This is a genomic window from Nonomuraea terrae, assembly GCF_044465245.1.
GTDB lineage: Bacteria > Actinomycetota > Actinomycetes > Streptosporangiales > Streptosporangiaceae > Nonomuraea > Nonomuraea terrae.
This window is the reverse complement of the sequence record NZ_JBITLL010000007.1, coordinates 59721-83703: the sequence shown is the minus strand read 5'-3', so window position 1 is coordinate 83703 and position 23983 is coordinate 59721. Positions and strand designations below refer to the sequence as shown.

At 69.7% G+C, this 23983-nt stretch carries 20 protein-coding genes; 6 read left to right on the top strand and 14 right to left on the bottom strand.

Features of this window, described 5'->3' with window-relative positions:
• Positions 1-80 precede the first annotated feature (80 nt).
• Positions 81-3467, bottom strand: a complete 3387-nt coding sequence (locus tag ACIBP6_RS34480; RefSeq protein ID WP_397058010.1) for an NACHT and WD40 repeat domain-containing protein — start codon at positions 3465-3467, stop codon at positions 81-83.
• Positions 3468-3573: 106 nt separating this feature from the next.
• Entirely contained in the window at positions 3574-4263 is a 690-nt protein-coding gene (locus tag ACIBP6_RS34475; RefSeq protein WP_397058009.1) for a hypothetical protein, read from the bottom strand.
• A 707-nt stretch (positions 4264-4970) separates the two neighbouring features.
• On the opposite strand from ACIBP6_RS34475, the gene ACIBP6_RS34470 reads away from it, so the two are divergent.
• Complete coding sequence (locus tag ACIBP6_RS34470) at positions 4971-6077, top strand: hypothetical protein (RefSeq protein ID WP_397058008.1); 1107 nt, start codon at positions 4971-4973, stop codon at positions 6075-6077.
• Between the two features lie 32 nt (positions 6078-6109).
• Here ACIBP6_RS34470 and ACIBP6_RS34465 read toward each other — a convergent pair whose 3' ends face one another.
• Positions 6110-7273: an acyl-CoA dehydrogenase family protein gene (locus tag ACIBP6_RS34465; RefSeq protein ID WP_397058007.1), complete on the bottom strand. Its 1164-nt coding sequence runs from the start codon at positions 7271-7273 to the stop codon at positions 6110-6112.
• A 127-nt stretch (positions 7274-7400) separates the two neighbouring features.
• Between ACIBP6_RS34465 and ACIBP6_RS34460 the strand changes: the two genes are divergently transcribed.
• Positions 7401-8714, top strand: a complete 1314-nt coding sequence (locus ACIBP6_RS34460; protein ID WP_397058006.1) for a UDP-glucose dehydrogenase family protein — start codon at positions 7401-7403, stop codon at positions 8712-8714.
• An 85-nt stretch (positions 8715-8799) separates the two neighbouring features.
• Positions 8800-9573, top strand: a complete 774-nt coding sequence (locus ACIBP6_RS34455) for a lysostaphin resistance A-like protein (protein ID WP_397058005.1) — start codon at positions 8800-8802, stop codon at positions 9571-9573.
• Between the two features lie 29 nt (positions 9574-9602).
• Here the strand turns inward: ACIBP6_RS34455 and purE are convergent, their stop codons facing one another.
• Together purE and ACIBP6_RS34445 are read right to left on the bottom strand one after the other, a co-directional pair.
• Positions 9603-10079 carry a 5-(carboxyamino)imidazole ribonucleotide mutase gene (gene purE, locus ACIBP6_RS34450; RefSeq protein WP_397058936.1) on the bottom strand — a complete coding sequence of 159 codons (477 nt, stop codon included), beginning with the start codon at positions 10077-10079 and terminating at the stop codon, positions 9603-9605.
• 14 nt (positions 10080-10093) lie between these two features.
• On the bottom strand, positions 10094-11242 hold the full coding sequence (locus ACIBP6_RS34445; RefSeq protein ID WP_132618236.1) for a 5-(carboxyamino)imidazole ribonucleotide synthase: 1149 nt from the start codon (positions 11240-11242) through the stop codon (positions 10094-10096).
• Between the two features lie 274 nt (positions 11243-11516).
• On the opposite strand from ACIBP6_RS34445, the gene ACIBP6_RS34440 reads away from it, so the two are divergent.
• Positions 11517-11999, top strand: a complete 483-nt coding sequence (locus ACIBP6_RS34440; RefSeq protein WP_132618234.1) for a GtrA family protein — start codon at positions 11517-11519, stop codon at positions 11997-11999.
• Here the strand turns inward: ACIBP6_RS34440 and ACIBP6_RS34435 are convergent.
• Together ACIBP6_RS34435 and ACIBP6_RS34430 are read right to left on the bottom strand one after the other, a co-directional pair.
• Positions 11983-13260 carry an ATP-binding protein gene (locus tag ACIBP6_RS34435; RefSeq protein WP_397058004.1) on the bottom strand — a complete coding sequence of 426 codons (1278 nt, stop codon included), beginning with the start codon at positions 13258-13260 and terminating at the stop codon, positions 11983-11985. The genes ACIBP6_RS34440 and ACIBP6_RS34435 overlap by 17 nt on opposite strands.
• Positions 13261-13263: 3 nt before the next feature.
• Complete coding sequence (locus ACIBP6_RS34430) at positions 13264-13932, bottom strand: response regulator transcription factor (RefSeq protein WP_012888073.1); 669 nt, start codon at positions 13930-13932, stop codon at positions 13264-13266.
• Between the two features lie 438 nt (positions 13933-14370).
• Between ACIBP6_RS34430 and ACIBP6_RS34425 the strand changes: the two genes are divergently transcribed.
• Entirely contained in the window at positions 14371-17703 is a 3333-nt protein-coding gene (locus ACIBP6_RS34425) for a glycosyl hydrolase family 95 catalytic domain-containing protein (protein WP_397058003.1), read from the top strand.
• Between the two features lie 175 nt (positions 17704-17878).
• Here ACIBP6_RS34425 and bfr read toward each other — a convergent pair whose 3' ends face one another.
• From bfr to ACIBP6_RS34390, 7 genes are all read right to left on the bottom strand, one after another.
• Positions 17879-18367 (bottom strand): bacterioferritin, encoded by a 489-nt coding sequence (gene bfr, locus ACIBP6_RS34420; RefSeq protein WP_397058002.1) that lies wholly within the window; start codon positions 18365-18367, stop codon positions 17879-17881.
• A 26-nt stretch (positions 18368-18393) separates the two neighbouring features.
• Positions 18394-18570: a (2Fe-2S)-binding protein gene (locus tag ACIBP6_RS34415; RefSeq protein WP_132618226.1), complete on the bottom strand. Its 177-nt coding sequence runs from the start codon at positions 18568-18570 to the stop codon at positions 18394-18396.
• Positions 18571-18691: 121 nt separating this feature from the next.
• A complete protein-coding gene (locus ACIBP6_RS34410) occupies positions 18692-19312 on the bottom strand; it encodes an MBL fold metallo-hydrolase (RefSeq protein ID WP_132618224.1) in 621 nt (206 codons plus the stop codon).
• Between the two features lie 133 nt (positions 19313-19445).
• A complete protein-coding gene (locus ACIBP6_RS34405) occupies positions 19446-20531 on the bottom strand; it encodes an S-(hydroxymethyl)mycothiol dehydrogenase (RefSeq protein WP_397058001.1) in 1086 nt (361 codons plus the stop codon).
• 15 nt (positions 20532-20546) lie between these two features.
• Entirely contained in the window at positions 20547-21512 is a 966-nt protein-coding gene (locus ACIBP6_RS34400; protein WP_397058000.1) for an adenylate/guanylate cyclase domain-containing protein, read from the bottom strand.
• Positions 21513-21527: 15 nt separating this feature from the next.
• Positions 21528-22040, bottom strand: coding sequence for a PH domain-containing protein (locus ACIBP6_RS34395; RefSeq protein ID WP_132618218.1), 513 nt, complete (start codon positions 22038-22040; stop codon positions 21528-21530).
• 63 nt (positions 22041-22103) lie between these two features.
• Positions 22104-22925 (bottom strand): biotin--[acetyl-CoA-carboxylase] ligase, encoded by an 822-nt coding sequence (locus ACIBP6_RS34390; protein WP_397057999.1) that lies wholly within the window; start codon positions 22923-22925, stop codon positions 22104-22106.
• Between the two features lie 195 nt (positions 22926-23120).
• Between ACIBP6_RS34390 and fdhD the strand changes: the two genes are divergently transcribed.
• Positions 23121-23960: a formate dehydrogenase accessory sulfurtransferase FdhD gene (fdhD, locus tag ACIBP6_RS34385; RefSeq protein WP_397057998.1), complete on the top strand. Its 840-nt coding sequence runs from the start codon at positions 23121-23123 to the stop codon at positions 23958-23960.
• Positions 23961-23983 lie beyond the last annotated feature (23 nt).

Genomic DNA, 23983 nt, shown 5'->3' with positions numbered 1-23983 from the left:
GAAAGCGTACGGATACGCCCGGAGACGCTGGTCACATCTCCGGGCGCGTACGACGCACCTCGGGGTTCCCCGGGCTTGGACTACAGGGCGCTCAGGTCCCAGACGCGCACCATCCCGTCGTCGCCTCCGGTGACGGCGATGGCCTTGCCGTTCAGCTTCCCCATCGCCACCCCGTTCACCGCGCCGAGGTGCCCCTCCAGCGGCTTGCCCACCGGCTCACCCTTGGCCAGATCCCACACCCGCACGGTCCCGTCGTCGCCGCCGGTGACGGCGACGGTCCTCCCGTTCAGTTCTCCCATCGCCACCGCGTTCACCGCGCCGAGGTGGCCCTCCAGCGGCTCGCCCACCGGCTCACCCTTGGCCAGATCCCACACCCACACCGCCCCGTCGGAGCGGCCGCTGACGGCGACGGTCCTCTCGTTCAGTTCTCCCATCGCCACCGCGTTCACCGCCACCCCATTCACCGCGTCGGTGCGCCCCCCGGTCAACGGTTGGCGCACCGGCTCGCCCGTGACCAGATCCCGCACCCACACCACCCCGTCGGGGCTGCTGGTGACGGCGACGGTCCTCCCGTCCAGCTCTCCCACCGCCCCGAGGTACACCGCACTGGTGTGGCCGGTCAGCGGTTGGCGCACCAGCTCCCCCGTGGCCAGGTCCCACACCGTTCCGTAGCCGTTGTCGGTGACGGCGACGGTCCTCCCGTCCTTTCCCACCGCCACCGCCCACACCAGGTCATCGTGGTTGATCAGCGGTCTGCCCAACGGCTGCCCCGTGGTCAGATCCCACACCCGCGCCCCGTCGTCGCTTTCGGTGACCGCGACGCTTTTCCCGCTGAGCTCGCCCAACGCCACCCTGTACACCATGTCCTTGTGGCCGATCAGCGGTCGGCGCGCCGGCTCGCCTGTGGTCAGGTCCCACACCCGCGTCCCGTCGTCACCTCCGGTGACGGCGACGGTCTTCCCGCCCAGCTCTCCCACCGCGACCGCGTTCACCTCTCCGACGTGGCCGATCAATGTGGCTTGCGACCGATCGTCCGGGAGGCTGCCGATAGTGGACCTGGCGACGACGGCGACGAGGACGGCCACGATCGCGGTCAGGACGACACCGCGGTGTTTCACCGCCTGGAACACGTTCCTTTTCGGCGTGCCGGGCGACTCGGGCTGCTGCGTGGCCAGCCATTCCTGCAGGCGGATGTGCCGGAATTGATACGTCCCTCCTGACTCACGGAGCAGCTCTTGCTCCCGCGCATCCGAGAGGAACGCCATGAGACGCCAAGGCAGGAGTCCGCGCCCCGCCAGCATGTGCCGTGCCAGCAAGAACCTCGGCCAGGCGCGTGTCAGCAGGATCAGGAGGGCGAAGACCGTCCCGGGCAGAAGCACGACCCACCCGAGCAGAACAGGGAGGCTTTCATCGCCGAAAAGCATCGCGCTGTGCACCGCGATGGTGTCGCCCAGGCCCCCGACTCCCTGGAACCACCCGTCGCGAGGCCATCGGGTGACGGCTGTCTGGGTCATGGCCGCGACCACCTTGCCGGCGATCAGAGCGGGGAGCATCCCTATACCCAGTACCGTCCCCGCGGCCAGCGCCCCCACGAGGGACGAACGGCGATCCTGACGGATGAAGCGGAGCGGACTGGCTTGGGCCGAGCGTCTCGGCGGAGCGTCGAGCCAGTTGTGAACCGCCATCGCGAGGCCGACCGTCACCGCCAGGGCCCCGCCCATCAGGGCCAGCGCCCAATACTCCGGTAAATCCGTGAGGGCCCAGCCCTCCGAACTGATGGATATGGCGGCTGCGCCCAGCACGGGCAAGACAACCATCGCGGTCACGGCGAGGCCGGTGGTGAACCCGCGAAGCAGCCGGTCCATCGATCCACGCAGTCTCAGCGACAACCGGCCTGGAGCGCGGTCGGCGCCGGCGGACCACGTCATCATGGCCAGAATCGCGAAACCGGCCCCTGTCCCGGTACCGACGGCGAGCGCGTCGAAAAAGTCGGTGCGCACGTCACGCGCGCCGATTGCAGGTGTGCCCGAAACACCGGCGACTTCGACGAAGTCCTGAGGCCCCAAAAAGAACGTCCACAGGAACGCCGCGATCATCAAGATCGCCCCGATGGCGAGCCCGATCAGCGGAGCGGCCCACGGCGACAGCAGTCGCCGGCTCAGCAGCCACCAGGCCAGGTCGCGCTCCCGATGCTGGTGGAGATATTTGGCCAGGAACGTCAGCCAACCGCGCGCCTTGGCCGCCGGCCACTTGCTGACGGATCCCGGAACGATCTGGCCCGAAGGCAGCTTGTCCGGGGCGTAGGCCGCGTCGATCACCCGATCGAGCAGGTAGTCCTCGACCGCGTGCCGGGAGTCGAAGCGCACGGGATCCAGCAGTTCGGCCGGCGAGCCGCCGAGGCGCTGGTAGACGCGGCGCGCCATCGACACCATGAGCGGGGTGGACAACGCCATGGCCAGCGGGCTGTCCGGCGTGGCGCGCAGATGGTCGTACACCCGGCGCCAGTCCGTGCCGTCCGGCCAGTCCACCGCCTCCAGGTAGGCGATGATCTCCGTGCTCGTCACCGCGGCCACCTCGATGACCGGAGCCCGGCGAAGAGGCTGTCCACCGCCGTCGATCACGTCCTGGTACTCGGCCGACCGGCACGTGACGACCACCGCGCGGTCCTGCCCGATCGCCTGGTTGATCGACCGTACGGCGCTCCGGCGGGCCGACTCGGGAATCTCGTCCAGCCCGTCGAGGATCGGCAGGAGCAGCCCCCGGTCGTACAGGAGTTGGGGGATCTCCCTGCGGCCGTTGTAGTAGGAGGTGGCCAGGCTGTGCACGATCCAGGCGTCCATCGAGTCGGCCACCGGATCCCACGAGGAGGCGGTCAGCAGCACAGGCACCGGGCCGCCGTCGGCACGGACTTCGCTGTCCAGCAGGCCGAGGGTCAGCAGCACCGCCAACACGGTCTTGCCCGAACCCGGCTCTCCCAGGACGAGCAGCCGTCCGCTGTGAATCGCCCGGTAGTCGGTGGCCAGCCGGCGGGTCACCGTGTCGAACTCTCCTTCCAGCCGGCCTTCCAGGCGAAGCTTGACCACCCGTCCGACCTGCTGCCCCGTGATGAGCTCGAAATCGTCGCTGACGTCGCGTTCGGTGGCGGCCCAGGACAGGGGCAGCACGCCCGGGTCGCGGAGTTTGCGAGCCTTGGTCTCCTCCAGCCACTGGGCCTGGACGGTGGCGGCCAGGTCGTCGGCCAGTGCGTTCGGCCTGAGGGGCTCTGACGGCTCTACGCGCACAAGACTCGTCACCGTGACCGTCAGGGCCGCGAGCCCCACGAACATGCTGATCACGCTGGCGCGTGCGTCGTTTGCCGAAGGGTCGGAATTGGCCATCCATACCGCCAATACCACGAACCCTGCTACTAAAAGAAGAAGCAAGCCATTGCGGACAAATCGTCGTCTTGATCGGGAACGGCTGGGCACACGAAGAATCGTAGGTCTCCCAGTGGCCCGGGACGCATTTTTGAGCATAAAGCTCAACGAGTCGCCCTAAAGCGGATGTTTGTGCAGATTCCCATGGTTTGTTCTGTCACGGAAACTCAACCGGCGACAGCTGGGTACCGCGCTGTTGCGAGATCTTCGGCGAGATCCGCCAGAAGAAGGTGGGGTTGAGCGCGGTGACCACCGCCCGCGTCAGCGGGCGAAGCGCGTGGACGTGCCGCACCGCGTCGAGGCCCACCGCGACGTCGAAGGAGTCCTCGGCGTACCGCTGGAACGCCTCCGGCCTCGGGTCGACGAGCCGCTCGAACACGTACGCCGCTCCGTCGGGATCGCTCGCGCCATCGGGGTAGTCGATCTCCCCCACGCTCCAGCGATCGTCACCGTTCTGACGCCACAAACAGGCGGTCACGACGGGCATGCCGCCCTCGTCACAGGACGCGGGCTCCTCCACCCAAGGACGGAAGACCTCGGGAACGGAGTCGACCACCCCTGTCCACGGCCCGTCATGACCGTACGGGCTCATCGCAGATTCGTGGGCGAAGCCGCGAATGTACGCACCCGCCGCGGAGAAGACGATGGCGTACTCATCCCCCGAGCCGTTGCGCATCGAGGCCATATCCTCCGCCGGCCCCCAGCTCGTGTCGTGGGAGTGAAAGCGGCTTGACCACTCGGGGCTCAGGATGGCGTCGAGCACGGCCATGGACCGGCACAGGTCGCGTAGCACCGGGATGTCAGGCAACAGCCGGGCTGCTTCATGAGCAGTCATGCCGACATCCAAGCGGACACCACTGACATCCACAGCACCCCCGCTTCCCGCGGAAGCCGTCGAACGAGCCGGAGCCGAACACAGGTCGATGATGTACCCGCGGTTCTCGGCGAGTACGCGGGGTCCAGACCTCCTCGAGGTCCCACGACCATGCGACCCGACCGCTGCGGAACAGAGCCGCGTCCCTTCCGGCACATGTTCGACGGAGTCCTGTTCGGCGTCGTCGCCGAGAGCCTCACAGGCCAGGAGCATGCCGAGTTCTTCCCGAAAGGCATCAACTTCGACGACACCTGACGCCGCGCGGATCCACGGACCATCGAGGCGGACGAGCGATCTTGTCGTAGGCGATCGGTAGCATCCCGCCCATGTTGCGGGTCGGAGATGTAGCGGCCATGCCCCTTCCGCTGGGCGGTTACGGCGCATGCCAGGTGAGCGGGGTCAGCGGAGATTGTGCGACGGTATGCGCGCTCGACTGGCACTCCGACGAGCTGCCCACACTCGACGACCTCGCCTCCGCCGCACCGTTGGTCCTTGACCATCACGGCTGGTCAGGACGACCGGACGCCCTCATGGTCGACAGCTCGGATCCGCCGCCGCCCGACTTCGTCCGGCTCGGGCAACGACCGGTCCACCCTGACACGCCACCCGAGACCAACGCCCTCGGCGCCTGGGAGAGCATCCCGCGAAGCGTCGCCTTCCAGCGGCGCTGGGATCTCCATGTGCCCGCCGGGGCCAAGGCGGCCTACCGCGACGCCACCCACGGCCCGGTCATGGTCGATCTCGGCGACGTGCCGCGGACGATGTACGCCACCGCGTCGTCGCTCACCCTCCCGGCTCATCTCGCTAACGTCCGCTGGCCGGCCTTGGACGCGCTGCCCCAGCTGACCACCGTGAGATGCTCAGGTCCGGATCGCGGCCTCGCCGAGGCTCTCACCGCTCGCCCGATCATCCAAAGCCTTGTCTGGGACGATCCGCCGCACACGGTCGACCTGAGCACGACACACCTGACCACATTGACGATCTCAGGCACCGGGCCACGGCTGTTGCGCCTGCCGCCCGAACTCATCGACCTCCACGTGGAGGGGGAACCACCCGCAGCAGTCGAGGCGGCCGGGGAGGGGCGATGGATCCATCTGAGCATCGCCGCATTCTCCAGGGGCGTTTCGAACGGTCTCCATGGAGTCCGCCGTCTCGACCTCCGCGCATCCGGTGACCTGTCCCTGACCGCTCTCGAAGCCCTGACGGACCTGGAGTGGCTGCACATCCGCTGGAACCACCCGCACGGCGGTCTCCTCGACGACTCCCGTCTGAGCGGCGTCTCCCGGCTGCATACCTTACGACTCACCGACGCCTACGGCGTCGATGCGTCGTCTCTGTCCCATGCGCCCACCTCCGTACGGCGTCTGGACGTCAACGGCATCCGGCGCAGCCAGTCCGAGCTCCTCATGGCACGCCACCGAGGCACCCCTGTGCGGGTGACCGTGTGGGGCGCCAAATCCGACGCCTGGCTCGCGTCCAACATCGACAACCCGCTGCGCGACTGGGTCGATGACGACGAACAAGCCGGCGCCGCGGCATGCGAGGCCTACGCCTCCGCCCTCCGCGCCATCGACCACCTGCCCGCCGACGACCCCGCCACGGCCACCAGGGCGCAGCCGATCCTGCGGCATCTGATCGAGCAGCTCAACGCGATAGAAGAACGTTCCGAGATCATCGACACCCTCCGAAGGGAAGAGGCCGCGGACGCCTTCTTCGATCTGGCGCAACGTGCCGGCATCACGGATTCCGAGGCAGCCGACTGGTTCGACGAGTGGCGCGACTTCTGAGCGAACCACCGACGTCCAGCAGGGGTCAACGCCTACTTCAACAGCTGGCGGGCGATGACCATGCGCTGGATCTGGTTGGTGCCCTCGTAGATCTGGGTGATCTTGGCGTCGCGCATCATGCGTTCCACCGGGAAGTCCTTCGTGTAGCCGTAGCCGCCGAGCAGCTGGACCGCGTCCGTGGTGATCTGCATGGCGGCGTCCGAGGCGGCGCACTTGGCGGCGCTCGACAGGTACGTCAGATCGGCCTGCCGTTCGCCGTTCATGGCGCGTTCGGACTTGGCCGCCGCGTGGTACGTGAGCTGCCGGGCCGCCTCCAGTTTCATCGCCATGTCGGCGATCATGAACTGCACGCCCTGGAAGTCCGCCACCGGCCGGCCGAACTGCTGGCGTTCCTTGACGTAGCCGATCGCGTAGTCGAGCGCCCCCTGCGCGATGCCGAGCGCCTGGGCGGCGATCGTGACGCGGGTGTGGTCGAGCGTGGCCAGGGCGGTCTTGAAGCCGGTGCCCGGTTCGCCGATCATTCGCGAGGCCGGGATGCGGACGTTGTCGAAGATGACCTGCCGCGTGGGCGAGCCCTTGATGCCGAGCTTCTTCTCCTTCGGCCCGAACGAGACCCCCTCGTCCGACTTCTCCACCACGAAGGCGGAGATGCCGCGTGCCCCGGCGGACGGGTCGGTGACGGCCATCACCGTGTAGAACTCCGACACCCCGGCGTTGGTGATCCACATCTTGGTGCCGTTGAGCACGTACGCGTCGCCGTCGGCCACCGCCCGCGTCTTCATGGCCGCCGCGTCGGAGCCGGCCTCCGGCTCCGAGAGCGCGTACGAGAACATCGCCTCGCCCCTCGCGACCGGCTTCAGGTAGCGGAACTTGAGCTCCTCCGAGGCGGACAGAAGCAGCGGCACCGTGCCGAGCTTGTTGACGGCGGGGATCAGGGAGGAGGACGCGCACGCGCGGGCCACCTCCTCGATGACGATCACGGTCGCCAGCGCGTCGGCCCCGGCGCCGCCGTACTGCTCAGGGACGTGAACGGCGTGCAGGTCGGCCGCGACGAGCGCCTTGTAGACGTCCCACGAGAACTCCTCGGTCTCGTCGATCTCGGCGGCGTGCGGTGCGATCTTCTCGTCAGCCAGGGCGCGAACGGTCTCCCTGAGCATGTCGTGCTCTTCGGCGGGCGCGTACAGAGGGAAGCTCATGCGTCAAATACTAGGACGTCCGAGCATCTTGTTACCAGCGGGTACGGTTTGCGAAGAATTGCACGTGGCACGTAGCAGGTAGCGGAAGGCCCGGTAACATGCCTCCGCGATCGAAAGGAGCTCACACGTGCCATATCGCCTCACGGTGATCGGGACCGGATATCTGGGCATCACTCATGCGGCGTGCATGGCTGACCTGGGGTTCGAAGTCCTGGGCCTCGACGTGGACCCTGACAAGATCGCCCGCCTCAACGCCGGTGAGCTTCCCATCCACGAGCCCGGCCTCGAGCCGGTGCTCCAGCGCGGCCTCGCGTCCGGCCGCCTGCGCTTCACCACCTCCTTCGAGGAGGTCGCCGCCTTCGGCGACGTGCACTTCGTCTGCGTGGGCACCCCGCAGAAACGCGGCGAGTACGCCGCCGACGTGACGTACATGGACAACGCCATCGAGAGCCTCGCCCCGCTCCTCGACCGCGAGTGCCTGGTGGTGGGCAAGTCGACCGTGCCCGTCGGCACCGCCGAGCGGCTGGCCGACAAGCTGGCCCGGCTCTCACCGGCCGGCGCGGAGGCCGAGCTGGCCTGGAACCCCGAGTTTCTGCGCGAAGGCTTCGCCGTCCACGACACGCTCAACCCCGACCGCATCGTGCTCGGCGTCCGCACCGAGCGGGCCGAGAAGGTGCTGCGCGAGGTGTACGAACCGCTCGGCGACGTGCCGATCGTGGTGAGCGACTATGCGACGGCCGAGCTGGTCAAGACGGCCGCGAACGCGTTCCTGGCCACGAAGATCTCGTTCATCAACGCGATGGCCGAGGTCTGCGAGGCCGCGCACGCCGACGTCGAGCTGCTGTCGAAGGCCCTGTCGTACGACGACCGCATCGGCGGGCGCTACCTGAGCGCCGGGCTGGGGTTCGGCGGCGGCTGCCTGCCGAAGGACATCCGGGCGTTCATGGCGCGGGCCGGCGAGCTGGGGGCCGACCAGGCGCTGACGTTCCTGCGCGAGGTGGACGCCATCAACATGCGCCGCCGGGCCCGCATGGTCGACCTGGCCAGGGAGCTGGCCGGCGGCTCGTTCCACGGGTGCACGCTGGGCGTGCTGGGGGCGGCGTTCAAGCCCAACTCCGACGACATCCGCGACTCCCCCGCTCTCGCCGTCGCCGTCGCCATCGGCCACCAGGGCGGCAAGGTCACCATCTACGACCCCATCGCGCTCGACAACGCCCGCAAGGCCCACCCGGAGCTCAACTACGGCGAGTCGGCCGTCGAGGCGGTCCGCGGGGCCCACGTGGTCCTGCTGCTGACGGAGTGGCAGGATTTCGTGGAGCTCGACCCGGAGCAGCTCGGCGGGGTGGTCGCCGCCCGGCGCATCGTCGACGGCCGCAACGCCCTCGACGCCGAGACCTGGCGCTCGGCCGGCTGGCACTACCGCGCCCTCGGCCGCCCCTGACCGCAGGTCACCATGACTTTCGTCATGGCGGTCTCTATCTCCGGCTCGATGCGCGCGACACCCGCGCCTTCATAGCGTTCCCGGCGTGAGAACTCTCTGGTCCGTCGTCCTGACCGTCGCCGTCATGTTCGCCCAGATCTTCATCGGCGCGGCCCCCGCGTATTTGCTCCTCGACCGGACGAACCCGTTACAGGGACCTCTCGGCGCGCTCGGTGTCACGCTCACCGCGCTCCTGCTCGTCCACCTCGTTCGCCGCTTCCTCGACCGGCGGCCGTGGCAGGCACTGGGCTGGCGCGATCCCTCACACGTCGTGCTCGGCGTGATCGCGGGCGCCGTGCCCGTGCTCGCCGCGCACGGGATCTCCCTCGCCGTCGGAGCGTCCGTCTGGGTGCCGATCGATCTCGCCGTCTATGCCTGGCTGCCGCTGGTGGCCGTCACCGTCCTGCTCAATCAGGCCTTCCCGGAGGAGCTGCTCTGGCGCGGCCACCTCTTCGACACCCTGTCGGTACGGCTGCCGCCACGAGCGGTCGTGCTCATCGTCTCCGCGGGATTCGGCGCCCTGCACATCGTCTCCCAGAGCCAGGCGACCACCCTCGTGGAACGGCTGCTCTACGTGGTCATGGCCGTGGCGCTCGGCTTCGCGTGCACCGCGGCGCGGGTACGCGGCGGCGGGCTCTGGATAGCGGTCGGCGTGCACTGGGGGTTCCACCTGGGCATGCGCGTGCTGCCTCTCCAGCACGTGCGCTTCGGGGTCACGCTCGTGCTGCTGACCATCACGCTCACGCTGGCAGGAGCCGTGCTGCTGAGGCGATCAAGCAGTACGTGGCGTTCACCAGGCAGGGCTTCGTCCGCCGCCTGAGGGCGTACCGCCGCGGCCCGGGCTCCGCGTCAGAGCCCGGCGGCCTCGGCGCGCAGGCGTTCGCCCTTGGCGTGCGCCTGCTCCTTCAGCCGCTCCTGGAACTCCTCCATGCGCGCCCGCAGGCCGGCGTCGGAGGCGGCCAGGATGCGTACGGCCAGCAACCCCGCGTTGCGGGCGCCGCCCACCGCGACCGTGGCGACCGGCACCCCGGCCGGCATCTGGACGATCGACAGCAGGGAGTCCATTCCGTCGAGGTATTTCAGCGGCACCGGCACCCCGATCACCGGCAGCGGCGTGACCGAGGCCAGCATGCCGGGCAGGTGGGCGGCCCCGCCGGCGCCCGCGATGATCACCTGGATGCCGTGGGAGGCCGCCTGCCGACCGTAGTCGATCATCTCGACGGGCATGCGGTGCGCCGACATCACGTCGGCCTCGAACGGCACGCCGAACTCGGCGACCGCCTCGGCGGCCTGCTTCATCACCGGCCAGTCCGAGTCGCTGCCCATGACGATGCCGATGCTCACGTGTACTCCCCGGTGGTGAGGTAGACGACGGCGTGGCGGGCGCGGGCGCGCACCTCGTCGAGGTTGGAGCCGAGCGCCGTCACGTGGCCGATCTTGCGGCCAGGACGCACCTGCTTGCCGTAGAAGTGCAGCTTGATGCCGGGGTCATGGGCGAGCACGTGTTCGTAGCGCTTGAACAGGTCGGGCTCGTCGCCGCCGAGCAGGTTGGCCATGACGACGACCTGGGCCGTCATCTTGGGCGAGCCGAGCGGCAGGTCGAGCACGGCCCGGAGGTGCTGCTCGAACTGCGAGGTCGTGGCGCCCTCGATCGTCCAGTGGCCGCTGTTGTGGGGACGCATGGCCAGCTCGTTGACCACCAGCCCGCGGGCCGTCTTGAACATCTCGACCGCCAGCAGCCCGGTCACCCCGAGCTCCTCGGCGATCCTCAGGCCGATGCGCTGGGCCTGCGCGGCCTCCTCGGGGTCGAGGTCGGGCGCGGGCGCGAGCACCTCGACGCAGATGCCGTTCTCCTGCACGGTCTCGACGACCGGGTAGCTCACGCCCTGGCCGTGCGGCGAGCGGGCCACCAGCACCGCGAGCTCCCGCTCGAACGGCACGAACGCCTCGGCCATGAGCTCGGCCCCGGACGCGAACGCCTCCGCGACCTCCTCCGGCGTGCGGCACACCCACACACCGCGCCCGTCGTAACCGCCGCGCACCGCCTTGAGCACCACCGGCCAGCCGTGCTCGCCGGCGAACCGGGCGACGTCGTCGGCCGACGACACCCGCGCCCAGGCCGGGCAGGGCACGTCGATCGCGGACAGCCGCTCGCGCATGACCGCCTTGTCCTGGGCGTGCACGAGCGCGTCGGCGCCCGGGCGCACGATGTGGCCGCTCGCCGCGAGCGCCCTGATGTGCTCGGTCGGCACGTGCTCGTGGTCGAACGTGACCACGTCGCATCCCTTCGCGAAATCACGGAGGTCGTCGAGGTCGCGGTAGTCTCCGACGCGCGTGTCGACGATCACCCGCGCGGCGCTCTCGTCACGGTTGCCGGCCAGCACCCGCAGCTCGACGCCGAGCGCGATGGCGGGGGGCTGTGACATCCGGGCCAGCTGGCCCGCGCCGACGATGCCGACGACCGGTCCGATCGGGCTGTATGCACTCACGCCAGGTGAGCTTACCCGGCGGCGGCGGGTCGCTCCGCCGCACCTCCGCTGCTCGTGCGGCTGGGCTGGACGGCCGTTCCGGGTCGCCCTGTGTCAAGGCACGGCCGTCCAGCGCCCCGCAGCGTAATGCCCGTCTAAGCCGGATGTTGGGCATAGGACGATATTTCTACAGACGTTCTTTGCGGGCTATGTCCACCCGTCTGACACCCCGTCCGTACCGTGCCCGGTACGCTGAGGTGGTCCGGCTCGACGATGGAAGGGACCGAGCAGAGACGTGAAATTCGTCAGACGCCTCTACCAGCGGTTCTCGTCCCTCGTGCACGAGTTGGCCAAGTTCGGCAGCATCGGGGCCATCGCGTTCCTGATCGACCTGGGGCTGCTCAACCTCTGCAACGTCGTGCTCGACCAGGGCCCTCTGACCTCCAAGGTCGCGGCCACGTCCGTCTCCACGACCTTCGCCTACTTCGGCAACCGCTTCTGGACGTTCCGCCACCGCGAGCAGAGCGGCCTCGGGCGCGAATACTTCCTGTTCTTCCTGCTGAACGGCATCGCGCTGCTGTTCGGCATGCTGACGATCGGCTTCACCACCTACACGCTCGGCCTGCACGACCCGCTCAGCGTCAACATCGCCAACATCATCGGCGTCGGCCTCGGCACCCTCTTCCGCTACTGGTCGTACCGGAAGTGGGTGTTCCTGGAGGCCACCGAGCCGATCCCGATGGAGCTGCCCGAGGCCGGCATCAGGCAGGACCGCTGACGACACGGTTGCGGCCGTCGTCCTCCGCCGGGCGCAGGAAGACGGCGAACGTCGCCGGGCGGCGCCGGACGAGCTCCAGCCGACCCCCGTCGGCGGCGGCCAGCGCGCGGGCGAGCGTCAGCCCGAGACCCGTGCCCCCGCCTCCGCTGACGTTCCGCTCGAAGATCTTGGGGGCGATCTCGTCGGCGATGCCCGGACCCTCGTCGGCGACCTCGACGACCACGTAGCTGTCGCCGCAGCTGGTGGTCACGGTGACGGCCCCGCCGCCGTGACGCAGGGAGTTCTCCAGCAGAGAGGCGATCACCTGGCCGAAACCCCCGGTGGTGGCCATCGCCTTCAGCCCGCGGGCGCCGTCGAGTTGCAGCGTGCGATCGGCCTCGCGGAAGACCGGCTCCCACTCGGTGATCTGCTGGATCAGCACCTCGTCGATCGCGACCGGCTCGGCCTGGGCATGCCGCTGACGCCGCGCGGCGGCCAGCAGCTCGTCGATCACGGCGGTGAGCCGCTCGGCCTGGACGATCGCCGCCTCGCCCTCCTCGCGCACGACGTCCGGCTGGTCGGCGGAGGCCACGATCTCCTCCAGCCGCATGGTGAGGCCGGTCAGCGGAGTGCGCAGCTGGTGGGAGGCGTCGGTGGCGAACTCGCGCTCGCGGGTGAGCAGGTCGGAAATACGGGTGGCGCTGCGGTCGAGGACCTGGGCCACGCGGTCGAGCTCGGGGATGCCGTAGCGGTGTTTACTGGGCCGCGCGTCGCCGGAGCCCAGCCGGTCGGCGATTTTCGCCAAGTCCTGCAAGGGCAGGGTCAACCGGCGTGACTGGACGACGGCGAGGCTCACCGCCACCGCCATGGCCGCCACGGCCAGGGCGACGATGAGAAGCAGGCGGGCGCGTACATCCTGCTCAACCTGGTCACGGTCACGACTTATCCGAACATAGACGCCCGTGTTGGTCTGGGCGTCCTCCGTCATCAGGTGACCGGACGGCGGGGGGTCGCCGACGACGGTCAACCTGGGGGGAGCTCCGCGTTCCCAGATCTGTATGAACCGTTTCGGATATTTCTGCTCCAGTTGCTGGGGGTCTAGCGGCGTCTCCTGGATGCGGGCATATTCCACCTCTCCCACGAGACGCTTGGCCTCCGCCCCGAGCTCTTGAGCCGCCTCGTCAACGATCAGACGACTGACGACGACGCCCAGGGGGACCCCCAGCAGCAGGACCGCGATTACCGCGACGACCAGGGTGGAGGAGAGCAGTCGGCGGCGCATCTCCTACTCGCGCTCGAACCGGAAGCCGACTCCCCTGACGGTGGTGATGTATCGCGGTTTCGCGGCGTCGTCGCCCAGCTTGCGGCGCAGCCAGGAGATGTGCATGTCGAGTGTCTTGGTCGAGCCCCACCAGTTCGTGTCCCACACCTCGCGCATGATCTGCTCGCGGGTGACGACCTTGCCGGCGTCGCGGACCAGGACCCTCAACAGGTCGAACTCCTTCGTGGTCAAGTGCAGCTCCTTGTCGCCCATCCAGGCACGCCGGGAGTCGGCGTCGATCCGCACTCCCTGGACGACCGGCGTCTCGGAGGTGCCGCGGCGCAGCAGCGCACGGACCCTCGCGAGTAGCTCGGCCAGCCTGAACGGCTTCGTCACGTAGTCATCGGCGCCGGCGTCGAGGCCGACGACGGTGTCCACCTCGTCGACGCGTGCCGTGAGAATCAGGACCGGAGTTCCGTGCCCTTCGGCGCGGATCCGGCGAGCGACCTCCAGCCCATCCATCTCTGGTAGGCCTAGGTCAAGAACGATGAGGTCTATTCCGCCCGACAGTGCCCTCTCCAGGGCCTGCGGGCCGTCCGGGCTCACCTCAACCTGATAGCCCTCACGGCGCAGCGCACGCGCGAGTGGCTCGGAGATCGAGGTGTCATCCTCGGCGAGAAGTACGCAGGTCATGAACCGATCGTAGGACCTTAGGCGATCGTTTCCCGGGCACAGCGCGCGGTTTGACTTGTCGTTGACCTATCCATTGACCAGGGCAAACACGACTAAAAGACGCTTCGTCGTGATTAAAGTACCGCGCTTTCGCACCCGAAAGTCATCGGGTGATCATGCCCAAGCGCCAATTCCTCAATCCTCCGGCGGAATTCCGGCACCACGCGCACTCCATCCGGAGCCTCCACAATCCCGTACGCGTGCCGCACCTTCCCCGAAGTACCCGCGACACGCCGACGCCACTCTCAGGGCACGACACGACGCGTCGGCGTGTCGCCGGACCGGAGGACAGAGACGGACAGACCCTTCTCATACGGATAGGTCGGATGTTGAGGGTTGTTGCACCGATATTTCAGTGATATTTCATGGTTCTGAGCCCGTAGTGATCGGAGCACTCTCGTGAACGCACCCCCCACCATTCGCGCCATCCTCACCCTCCTGTTAGCCACGTCCCTCACGGCTGCCCTGCCGTCCACCCCCGCCTCCGCCGAAGCGGCCCTCGATACACCCGATGACCTGACCCTCTGGTACGACAAACCGGCCACCGACTGGGAGACGCAGGCGCTGCCGATCGGGAACGGCGCCCTCGGCGCCATGGTGTTCGGCGGCACGTCCACCGAGCAGATCCAGTTCAACGAGAAGACCCTGTGGACCGGCGGTCCCGGCTCGCGGCAGGGCTACGACTTCGGCAACTGGACCACGCCCCGGCCGAACGCCATCGCGGAGGTTCAGGAGCGACTCGACCGCGACGGGAAGATGTCGCCGGAGGCGGTCGCCGCCAAGCTCGGGCAGCCGAAGCGCGGCTTCGGGGCGTACCAGACGTTCGGCGACCTGTGGCTGGACATGGCGCAGGAGGGCACGCCCACCGGCTACCGGCGGGAGCTGAGCCTGCGCGAGGCCGTGGCGAGGGTCGGCTACACGGCGGACGGCGTGCGGTACTCCCGCGAGTACTTCGCCAGTTACCCGGCCGGCGCGATCGTCGGCCGGATCTCGGCCGACGAGGCGGGCAAGGTCTCCTTCACCCTGCGCACATCCTCGCCGCGCGACGACAAGCAGGTCAGCGTCGAGGACGGCCGGCTGACGATCCGCGGGACGCTGCAGGACAACGGGATGCGGTTCGAGGCCCAGGTGCAGGTCGTCACGGAGGGCGGCACGCGTACGGACGGGGGCGACCGGGTCACGGTCACCGGGGCCGACAGCGCGATGTTCGTCCTGTCGGCCGGGACGGACTACGCCGCCGAGTACCCGGCCTACCGGGGCGAGGACCCGCACGCCGCCGTCACGGCCGCCGTGGACCGGGCGGCCGGACAGGGCTACGACGCGCTGAAACGGGCACACCAGGACGACTACCGCACGCTGTTCGACCGGGTGAAGCTGGACATCGGGCAGAAGGCGCCCGCCATCCCGACGGACCGGCTGCGGGCGAGCTACACCGGCGGCGCGTCGGCCGACGACCGGGCGCTGGAGGCGATGTTCTTCGCGTACGGGCGTTACCTGCTCATCGCCTCCTCGCGGGACGGGTCGTTGCCCGCCAACCTGCAGGGCGTGTGGAACAACTCCACCAGCCCACCGTGGTCGGCGGACTACCACGTCAACATCAACCTGCAGATGAACTACTGGCTGGCCGACCAGACGAACCTGGCCGAGACCACGAAGCCGTACGACGACTACGTGCGGTCGATGGTGCCGGCGGGTGAGCGGACGGCGCGGGAGATGTTCGGGGCCGACGGCTGGCTGGTGCACAACGAGACGAACCCGTTCGGGTTCACCGGCGTGCACGACTGGGCCACCTCGTTCTGGTTCCCGGAGGCGGCCGCGTGGCTGACCCAGCAGATGTACGACCACTACCGCTTCGGCGGCGACGAGACGTACCTGCGCGAGACCGCGTACCCGGTGATGAAGGGGGCGGCGGAGTTCTGGCTGGACACGCTGCACACCGACCCGCGTGACGGGAAGCTGGTCGTCTCGCCGAGCTACTCCCCCGAGCAGGGCGACTTCTCCGCCGGGGCGTCGATGTCGCAGCAGATCGTCTGGGACCTGTTCACGAACGTCGCCGAGGCGTCCGAGACGCTCGGGGTGGACGCCGAGTTCCGTACGCGGGTGCGCGAGGCCCTGAAGAAGCTCGACCCGGGCCTGCGGATCGGGTCGTGGGGGCAGCTCCAGGAGTGGAAGGAGGACTGGGACGACCCGAACAACACACACCGGCACGTGTCGCACCTGTTCGCGCTGCACCCGGGGCGGCAGATCACCGCGGACGGCCCGGAGGGCCGGGCGGCCGAGGTGTCGCTGACCGCGCGCGGCGACGGGGGCACCGGCTGGAGCAAGGCATGGAAGGTCAACTTCTGGGCGCGGCTGCTCGACGGCGACCACGCGCACAAGATGCTGAGCGAGCAGCTGAAGTTCTCCACGCTGGAGAACCTGTGGGACACGCACCCGCCGTTCCAGATTGACGGAAATTTTGGTGCTTCTGCTGGTATTTCGGAAATGCTGGTGCAGAGCCAGCACGACGAGATCCACGTGCTGCCCGCCCTGCCCTCCGCCTGGCCCACCGGCTCGGTGAGCGGGCTGCGCGCCCGCGGCGACGTCACGGTGGACGCCTCCTGGCACGACGGCGCCGCCGAGAAGATCACCGTGCACCCCGGCCGCACCGGCCAGATCAAGGTACGGGCCGCCGCCGTCGCCGGACGTTACCGGGTGTACGACGAGGAGGGCCACGAGGTGGGCCCGCACCGCGTGGGCGACACGCTGAGCTGGAACGCGCGGGCCGGGAAGTCGTACACGATCGTCAACGAGGTCGCGGTCTCCGTTAAGGCCCCGGCCTCGGTGGGCGCCGGTGAGTCGTTCGAGGTCGAGGCGACGGTCACCGCCCCGGGCCGGCGCGCGGTGCCGGCCGGGACGCTGGCGCTGGAGCTGCCCGAGGGCTGGAGCGGCGAGCCCGCCTCCGTACGGGTGCCCGCCGTGCCCCGCGGGGAGACGCGCTCGGCGACGTTCACGGTCACGGCCGGGCCCGCTGACGGGAGTCGCAGCGCGCGGCTGACGGCGGTGCTCACGGCTGATTCGTGGCGTTCGTCCGGATCCGCCACGGTGGGCCTGTCGCCCTGCGCGACGCCGCCCGCCGACGAGGTCCTGGTCGCCTGGGACCCGACGACCGGCTCGACGGTCGCCGACTCCTCCGGCAACGGGCGCCCGGCCTCCGTCGTGGGCGCCGCGGCGTACGACGACGGGGCACCGACGGGCAGCGGGCTGGTGCTGGACGGGTCCGCGTACCTGTCGACGGCGGCCACGACGCTCGGCTACCTGCCGGAGGCCACGTTCGCCGCCGAGGTGAAGATCGCGGGCAGCGGGTATCGGCGGCTGTTCGACTTCCAGCCCTCCGGCGACCCGGGCACGGACGGCGTGCTGATGGACGTCACGCCCGACAACCGGCTGCGGTTCATCGGCGCGGGGCAGAACGTCACGACCGACGCCACGCTGCCGACCGGCCGCTACCTCAGCCTCGTCGTCACGCTGTCCCGCACGGGCGCGGTCACCGTCTACGTGGACGGAGTGCGCGCGGGCGGCGGCACGGTCTCGTCCGACGGGATCGTCGGCTGCGCCACCCGGCCGCTCCGGTTCGCCGCCGACCAGGGCGGCGGGCAGCGCCTGACGGGCGCCGTGGACCGCATGGCCATCTGGCCGCGCGCCCTGCCGGAGTCGGACCTGCGCTCCTGGCAGGAGCTGGCCTTCTCCTGACGCGGGCCTCCACGCGGGCGGGGGCCTGACAAGCGACGCGCCTCTGGGACCGGACAAGCGACGGCTCTACGCCTCTGGGACCGCGCAAGCGACGGCCCTGCGCCTCTGAAGCCTGACAAGCGACGGCCCCCGCCACGCTCGTGCGTGCGGGGGCCTTGCGGGCGGCCGGACGCGGTCAGTCGTCGTCGGACGAGGGCGGCTCGGCGTAGCGGGCAAGGTAGAGCTGTTCACCGAGGCTGCGGATCAGGCCGAGCTCGGTCTCCAGGTAGTCGATGTGCTTCTCCTCGTCCTCGAGGATCTGCTCGAAGATGCGCGCCGAGGTGATGTCGCCCTTCTCACGCATGAGCTGGATCGCCGGCCGCAACCGCTGCACCACCGCCAACTCGACGTCCAGGTCCGCCTGGAGCTGCTCCGGCACGGTCTGGCCGATGTGCAGGGTGCCGAGACGCTGGTAGTTGGGCAGTCCCTCGAGGAACAGGATGCGCTCGGTCAGCCATTCGGCGTGGCGCATCTCCTCGATCGACTCGTCGCGCGTGTGCTCGGCGAGCTTGGTGTACCCCCAGTTCTCCTGCATCTTGGCGTGCAAGAAGTACTGGTTGATCGCGGTCAGCTCCGCGGTCAGCTGTTCGTTGAGCAACTCGATGATCTGCTTGTCGCCCTGCATGAACGGGCCCCTCGCTGCTATCCCGGCTATGCCGTCGTGAGTTCTTCAGACCTTTTCAGGATTGCACAGATCTTCCGTACACATCGGGCACAGTCCCCACCGGCACCTGTGGTGTCGCGAATCTGCTTGGCGCTGGTGGCCCCGGCGGCGATGCAGTCGTGCACTTCGTTCTCGGTCACAGCACGACAAACGCATACGTACATCCGGGGACATGCCTCTCACGCGGGGGAACAGGGGACACCTTTAGGTTAGGCACACCTAAGCTAGCTCACTTTGGTTAGGCTTGCCTATGTTGGCTCGGTCACAGTCCCGTGTCCCCCGGTGTCAGTGCCCCCGGGTGATCCATTCCTCCAGGTGGGGCGCCTCCGCGCCGATCGAGGTCGACTCGCCGTGGCCGGTGTGCACCACCGTCTCGGGCGGCAACGTCAGCAGCCGTTCCCTGATCGACTCGATGATCGTGTCGAACGAGCTGTAGGACCGGCCGGTGGCCCCAGGACCGCCCTTGAACAACGTGTCGCCGCTGAACAGCGCCCCGAGGTCGGGAGCGTGGACGCAGACCGCGCCCGGCGCGTGGCCGGGAGTGTGCAGGACCTGCAGCGTGATCCCGCCGACCGTCAGCTTCTCGCCGTCGGCCAGCGGCTCGTAGGCCACCTCAGCCCCGTAGACCTGCTCCCACAGCACCTGGTCGGCCGGGTGCAGCCGGATCGGCGCACCGGTCAGCTCGGCCAGCTCGCGGGCGGCGTTGATGTGGTCGTTGTGCGCGTGGGTGCAGACGATGGCCTTCACCGTGCGCCCGCCGACCCGCGCGGCGATCGGCCCTGCGGTGTGGGCGGCGTCGACGATCACGACCTCTCGGGCGTCGCCGACCAGCCACACGTTGTTGTCGACGTCCCACGTGCCGCCGTCGAGAGAGAACGTGCCCGAGGTGATGACGCGGTCGATCACAGTGCCTCCTGCCGAGCTGCGCCCGCAAGGCCGTAACGGATGTCCTCGCTACGCTGCGGATCCATCACCGTGCCTCCCTGCCGAGCTGCGCTCGGAAGGCTGTAACGGATGTCCTCGCTACGCTGCGGATCCATTACAGCACCACCACCGAGCGCAGCACCTCGCCGCGGTGCATCTTCCCGAACGCCTCCTCGACCTGGTCGAGGGCGATCGTCTCGCTGACGAACTTGTCGAGCGGCAGGCGGTTCTGCAGGAACAGGTCGATGAGCATCGGGAAGTCGCGCGAGGGCAGGCAGTCCCCGTACCAGGAGGACTTCAGGGAGCCGCCGCGGCCGAACACCTCCAGCAGGGGCAGCTCGATGTTCATCTCCGGCGTCGGCACGCCGACCAGGACGACCGTGCCGGCCAGGTCGCGGGCGTAGAACGCCTGCGTGTACGTCTCGGGCCGGCCCACCGCCTCCACGACCACGTCGGCGCCGAACCCGCCGGTCAGCTCCTTGACCGCCTCGACCGGGTCGCTCTCGCGCGAGTTGACCGTGTGGGTGGCGCCGAAGCCGCGGGCCCACTCCAGCTTGCGGTCGTCCACGTCGACCGCGATGATCGTCGCCGCGCCGGCCAGCGAGGCGCCCAGGATCGCCGCGTCGCCGACGCCGCCGCAGCCGATGACCGCCACACTGTCGCCGCGCGTCACGCCGCCGGTGTTGATGGCCGCGCCGATGCCGGCCATGACGCCGCACCCCAGCAGGCCGGCGACCTGCGCCGGCGCCTCGGCCGAGACCTTCGTGCACTGACCCGCCGCCACCAGCGTCTTCTCCAGGAACGCGCCGATGCCGAGCGCGGGCGACAGCTCGGTGCCGTCCTTGAGGGTCATCTTCTGCTTGGCGTTGTGGGTGTTGAAGCAGTACCACGGGCGGCCGCGCAGGCAGGCCCGGCACTGGCCGCAGATCGCGCGCCAGTTGAGGATCACGAAGTCGCCCGGGGACACCTCCGTGACACCGGGACCGACCGCCTCCACCACGCCCGCCGCCTCGTGCCCCAGCAGGAAGGGGTAGTCGTCGCTGATGCCGCCCTCGCGGTAGTGCAGGTCGGTGTGGCAGACCCCGCAGGCCTGAACGTTCACCACCGCCTCGCCCGGACCCGGGTCCGGGACGACTACCGTCTCGAGCGAAACTTCCTGACCCTTGCCTCGGGCGATGACGCCCTGCACTTCATACGGCATGCCAGCCATCTTGTGTCAGGAGGATGATCTCCGCAAGACATAGGGCTGCACCACGCCGAGCCCTCTGGCGGGACGGCGCCGGATCTTGTGCAACGCGTAGCCCTCGCGCCCGTCGAGACCGTCGGCCAACTCGGCGTCGACCAGGATCGTGCCAGGCCGGGCGATGGCGGTCAGACGGGCGGCGAGATTGACCGTGGTGCCGAAGACGTCGCCCATCATGGGGACCACGGGCCCGTACGCCATGCCGATGCGCAGCTCGCAGGTCTCGGCCAGATCGAGCGCGATCGCCCCGGCCTGCTCCGCCGTCCGGGCGGTGAACAGCACCTCGTCGCCCAGCGTCTTGACCAGCCGGGCGCCGTGGCAGGCGACGACGTCGGAGGCCCGCGCCTCGAACCCCTCCACCAGCTCGGCCAGCTCCTTCTCGTCGAGCTCGCGGGCCCGCCGGGTGAACGACACCAGGTCGGCGAACCCCACGGCCAGCGGCACGCGGGTCGGCGCCAGCTCGTCGTGCACGTCGGCCATGGCCAGCAGCCGGGTGCCGGCCGCGGCGAGCTGGGCCCGCCAGACGTGCACGAGAACGTGCTGGAAGTCGGGCAGCAGCTCCTGCGCCGTGCCGAGCAGCGCGGCCAGGTCGCCCTCCGCGCGCTCCTCCGGCAGTGTCGCGCCGACGAAAATCTCCGCCTGCCACTGGGCGAGCCGCGCGGTGGTCTGGCCGAGCGCGCGGGCCATGCGGATCACGGTCTGCTCGTCGAGGCCGCCGTCGAGCATGCGGCGCACCCGGCGCAGCGCGGCGACGTCGGCGTCGGTGAACGCCACGGCGTCGTCGGCCCGCTGCGCGAACCCCAGAGCACGCCAGATGCGGGCCGCCAGGTCCTGCGACACGCCGGCCTCGGTCGCGACCTCGGCCCGCGTGTGGCGGGGCGGAAGGCCGACCAGCAGCCGCTCGATGTCCTCAGCCGTCGGCCGACGCTGTTCGCTCACCCGTAGGAGGGTATGTCAGCGACCGTCGAGCTCACCGTCGGTGGCGTCCTCCACCAGCCGGAACAGGTCGGTGCGGACGTCCTGGATCTTCGGGATGTCGCGCAGCACGATCTCGCCCCGGTCGCCGGCCGACTCGACCGTCAGGGTGCCGCAGCCGAGCAACCGCTCGGGGAACGACTGGTCGGAGCTGACGGTGTTGACCTTGGTGATCGGGATCTCGTCGGTCGACTTGTTGAGCACGCCGGTGCTGATCGTGAAGCGGTGGGTGGTGAGCACGTACGCCGTGTTCTTCCACTGCAGGTAGGGCACGAACGACCAGATCGTCAGCAGGATGAGCGCGATGACGACGACCGCGATCCTGGCGTAGGTCGCGTAGGCGAAGTCGGCCGGGATGAAATAGAGCGCCGCGGCCGAGGCCAGGGCGATGAGGACCAGCGCGAGGAACGGGCCGACGAGCCGCTTCCAGTGGGGGTGGAAGGATCGTACGCGCCGCTCTCCCTGCGTCAGATGATGGTCGGGAAGGGCCATGGGCACATGCTGCCACCATCGCTCACGCCACGGCTACGACGCCGGGACAACCGGCAGAGCCGGTCAGCCGGCCGGGCGGACGTGGACGACGTCGCCCGCACTGAGCGTGTGCCGCTCGCCCGCCGCGTCGACCAGCAGGTGGCCGAAGTGGTCGATGCCGGTGGCCTGCCCGGTCAGCGTCGCCTCCCCCGGCAGCTGCACCCTGACCCGCTGCCCGACCGTGGCGCTCGACGCGAGGTAGGCCGAGCGCAGCCCGGACGCCTCCGCGTCGCCCTTCGCCTCGGTCCAGTCGTGGTAGTGGCCCTCGACCTCGCGCAGCACCGCCCTGATGAGCGGGTCACGGTCGACGCAGGCCGCCTCCTCGATGCCGAGGGACGTGGCCGTCTGGACCGGCAGCTCGTCGGGCCTGAGCGTGACGTTCAAGCCCATGCCGATGACGACGGCGTCGTCCACCCGCTCGGCCAGCACCCCGGCCAGCTTGCGCTCACCGATCAGCAGGTCGTTGGGCCACTTGAGGCGTACGTCGACCTCGGCCAGGCGGCGTACGGCCGAGGCGGCGGCGACGCCGTACATGAGGGTGAGCCAGCCGTGGGCGGCGACCGGCACGCCGGGCCGCAGCAGGATCGAGAACGTCAGCCCGGAGCGGGGCGGCGCCGACCAGGGGCGGCCCAGCCGGCCGCGGCCCGCCCGCTGCTCCTCCGCCACCAGCACCGTGCCCTCGGGAGCGCCGCCGCGGGCGGCGTCGGCGAGGTCGGCGTTGGTGGAGCCGGTGCTGTCGACGACCGTGACGCCGGTCCACAGCGAGCCGGGGCGCACGAGGGCGCGGTTGAGCGCCGCCTCCGACAGGGGCGGGCGGTCGAGGTCGGAGTAGCGGGACTCGGGCATCTCCCCATCTTCCCCGACGGCGGTGGGTGCCGAGGCCTCGGGGCCCCGGGTCTCCGGCATTCCTGACCAGGAGTGATGATGAAGTATGAGCATATTTCTGCACCCTGCGGGCCGGGAGACCCCCTGGCCGGAGGGTGACGTACCGCTGGAGGACGGCCGCCGCGAACCCGGCGCGCCTGTCACGGTGGGGGCGCGGTGAAGGTGCGCCCGGGTCCGACGACCCCTGTTCGGATCAGGCAGTTCTCCGGCTCGACGGCCAGGGACCGCCGCGACGACCTGGCCACGGAGGAGCCGCTGGAGATCCGCATATCCGCCCCCGACGGCTCGCGCCGTACGGCGGCCATCACCATGCGCACGCCGGGGCACGACTTCGAGCTGGCCGCCGGCTTCCTGAGCGGGGAGGGCCTGGCGGGGCCGGGGGACATCGCCGCGATCGCGTACTGCACCGACGACGACATCCCGCCCGAGGCCCGCTACAACACGGTGACCGTGCACCTGAAGGGGCCCATCCCCGACCTGCCCGCGCTCGACCGCCACTTCCTCACCTCCAGCGCGTGCGGCGTCTGCGGCTCGGCCAGCCTGGAGTCGCTGCACGACCGTTGCCGCCCCCTGCCTCGGGGCGAGCTGGAGCTCACCCCCGAGCTGCTGTACGGGCTGCCCGGCGCGCTGCGTGACGCCCAGGGCGTGTTCGGCAAGACGGGCGGGCTGCACGCCGCCGGGCTGTTCTCGGCCTCGGGGACGCTCGTGGCGGCGCGCGAGGACGTCGGCCGGCACAACGCCGTCGACAAGCTGGTCGGCTGGGCGGCGATGAGCGACCGGCTGCCGCTGAGCGACCACGTGCTCATGGTGAGCGGCCGGACCAGCTACGAGATCATGCAGAAGGCCCTGTCGGCAGGCATCCCGGCGGTGTGCGCGGTGTCGGCGCCGTCCTCCCTGGCGGTCGACCTCGCCAGGGAGTTCGGCATCACGCTGGTCGGCTTCCTGCGCGGCGAACGCTGCAACGTCTACGCGGGCGCCGAGCGGGTGGCCGCGTGAGACTCAGCCGCGTGAGACTCAGC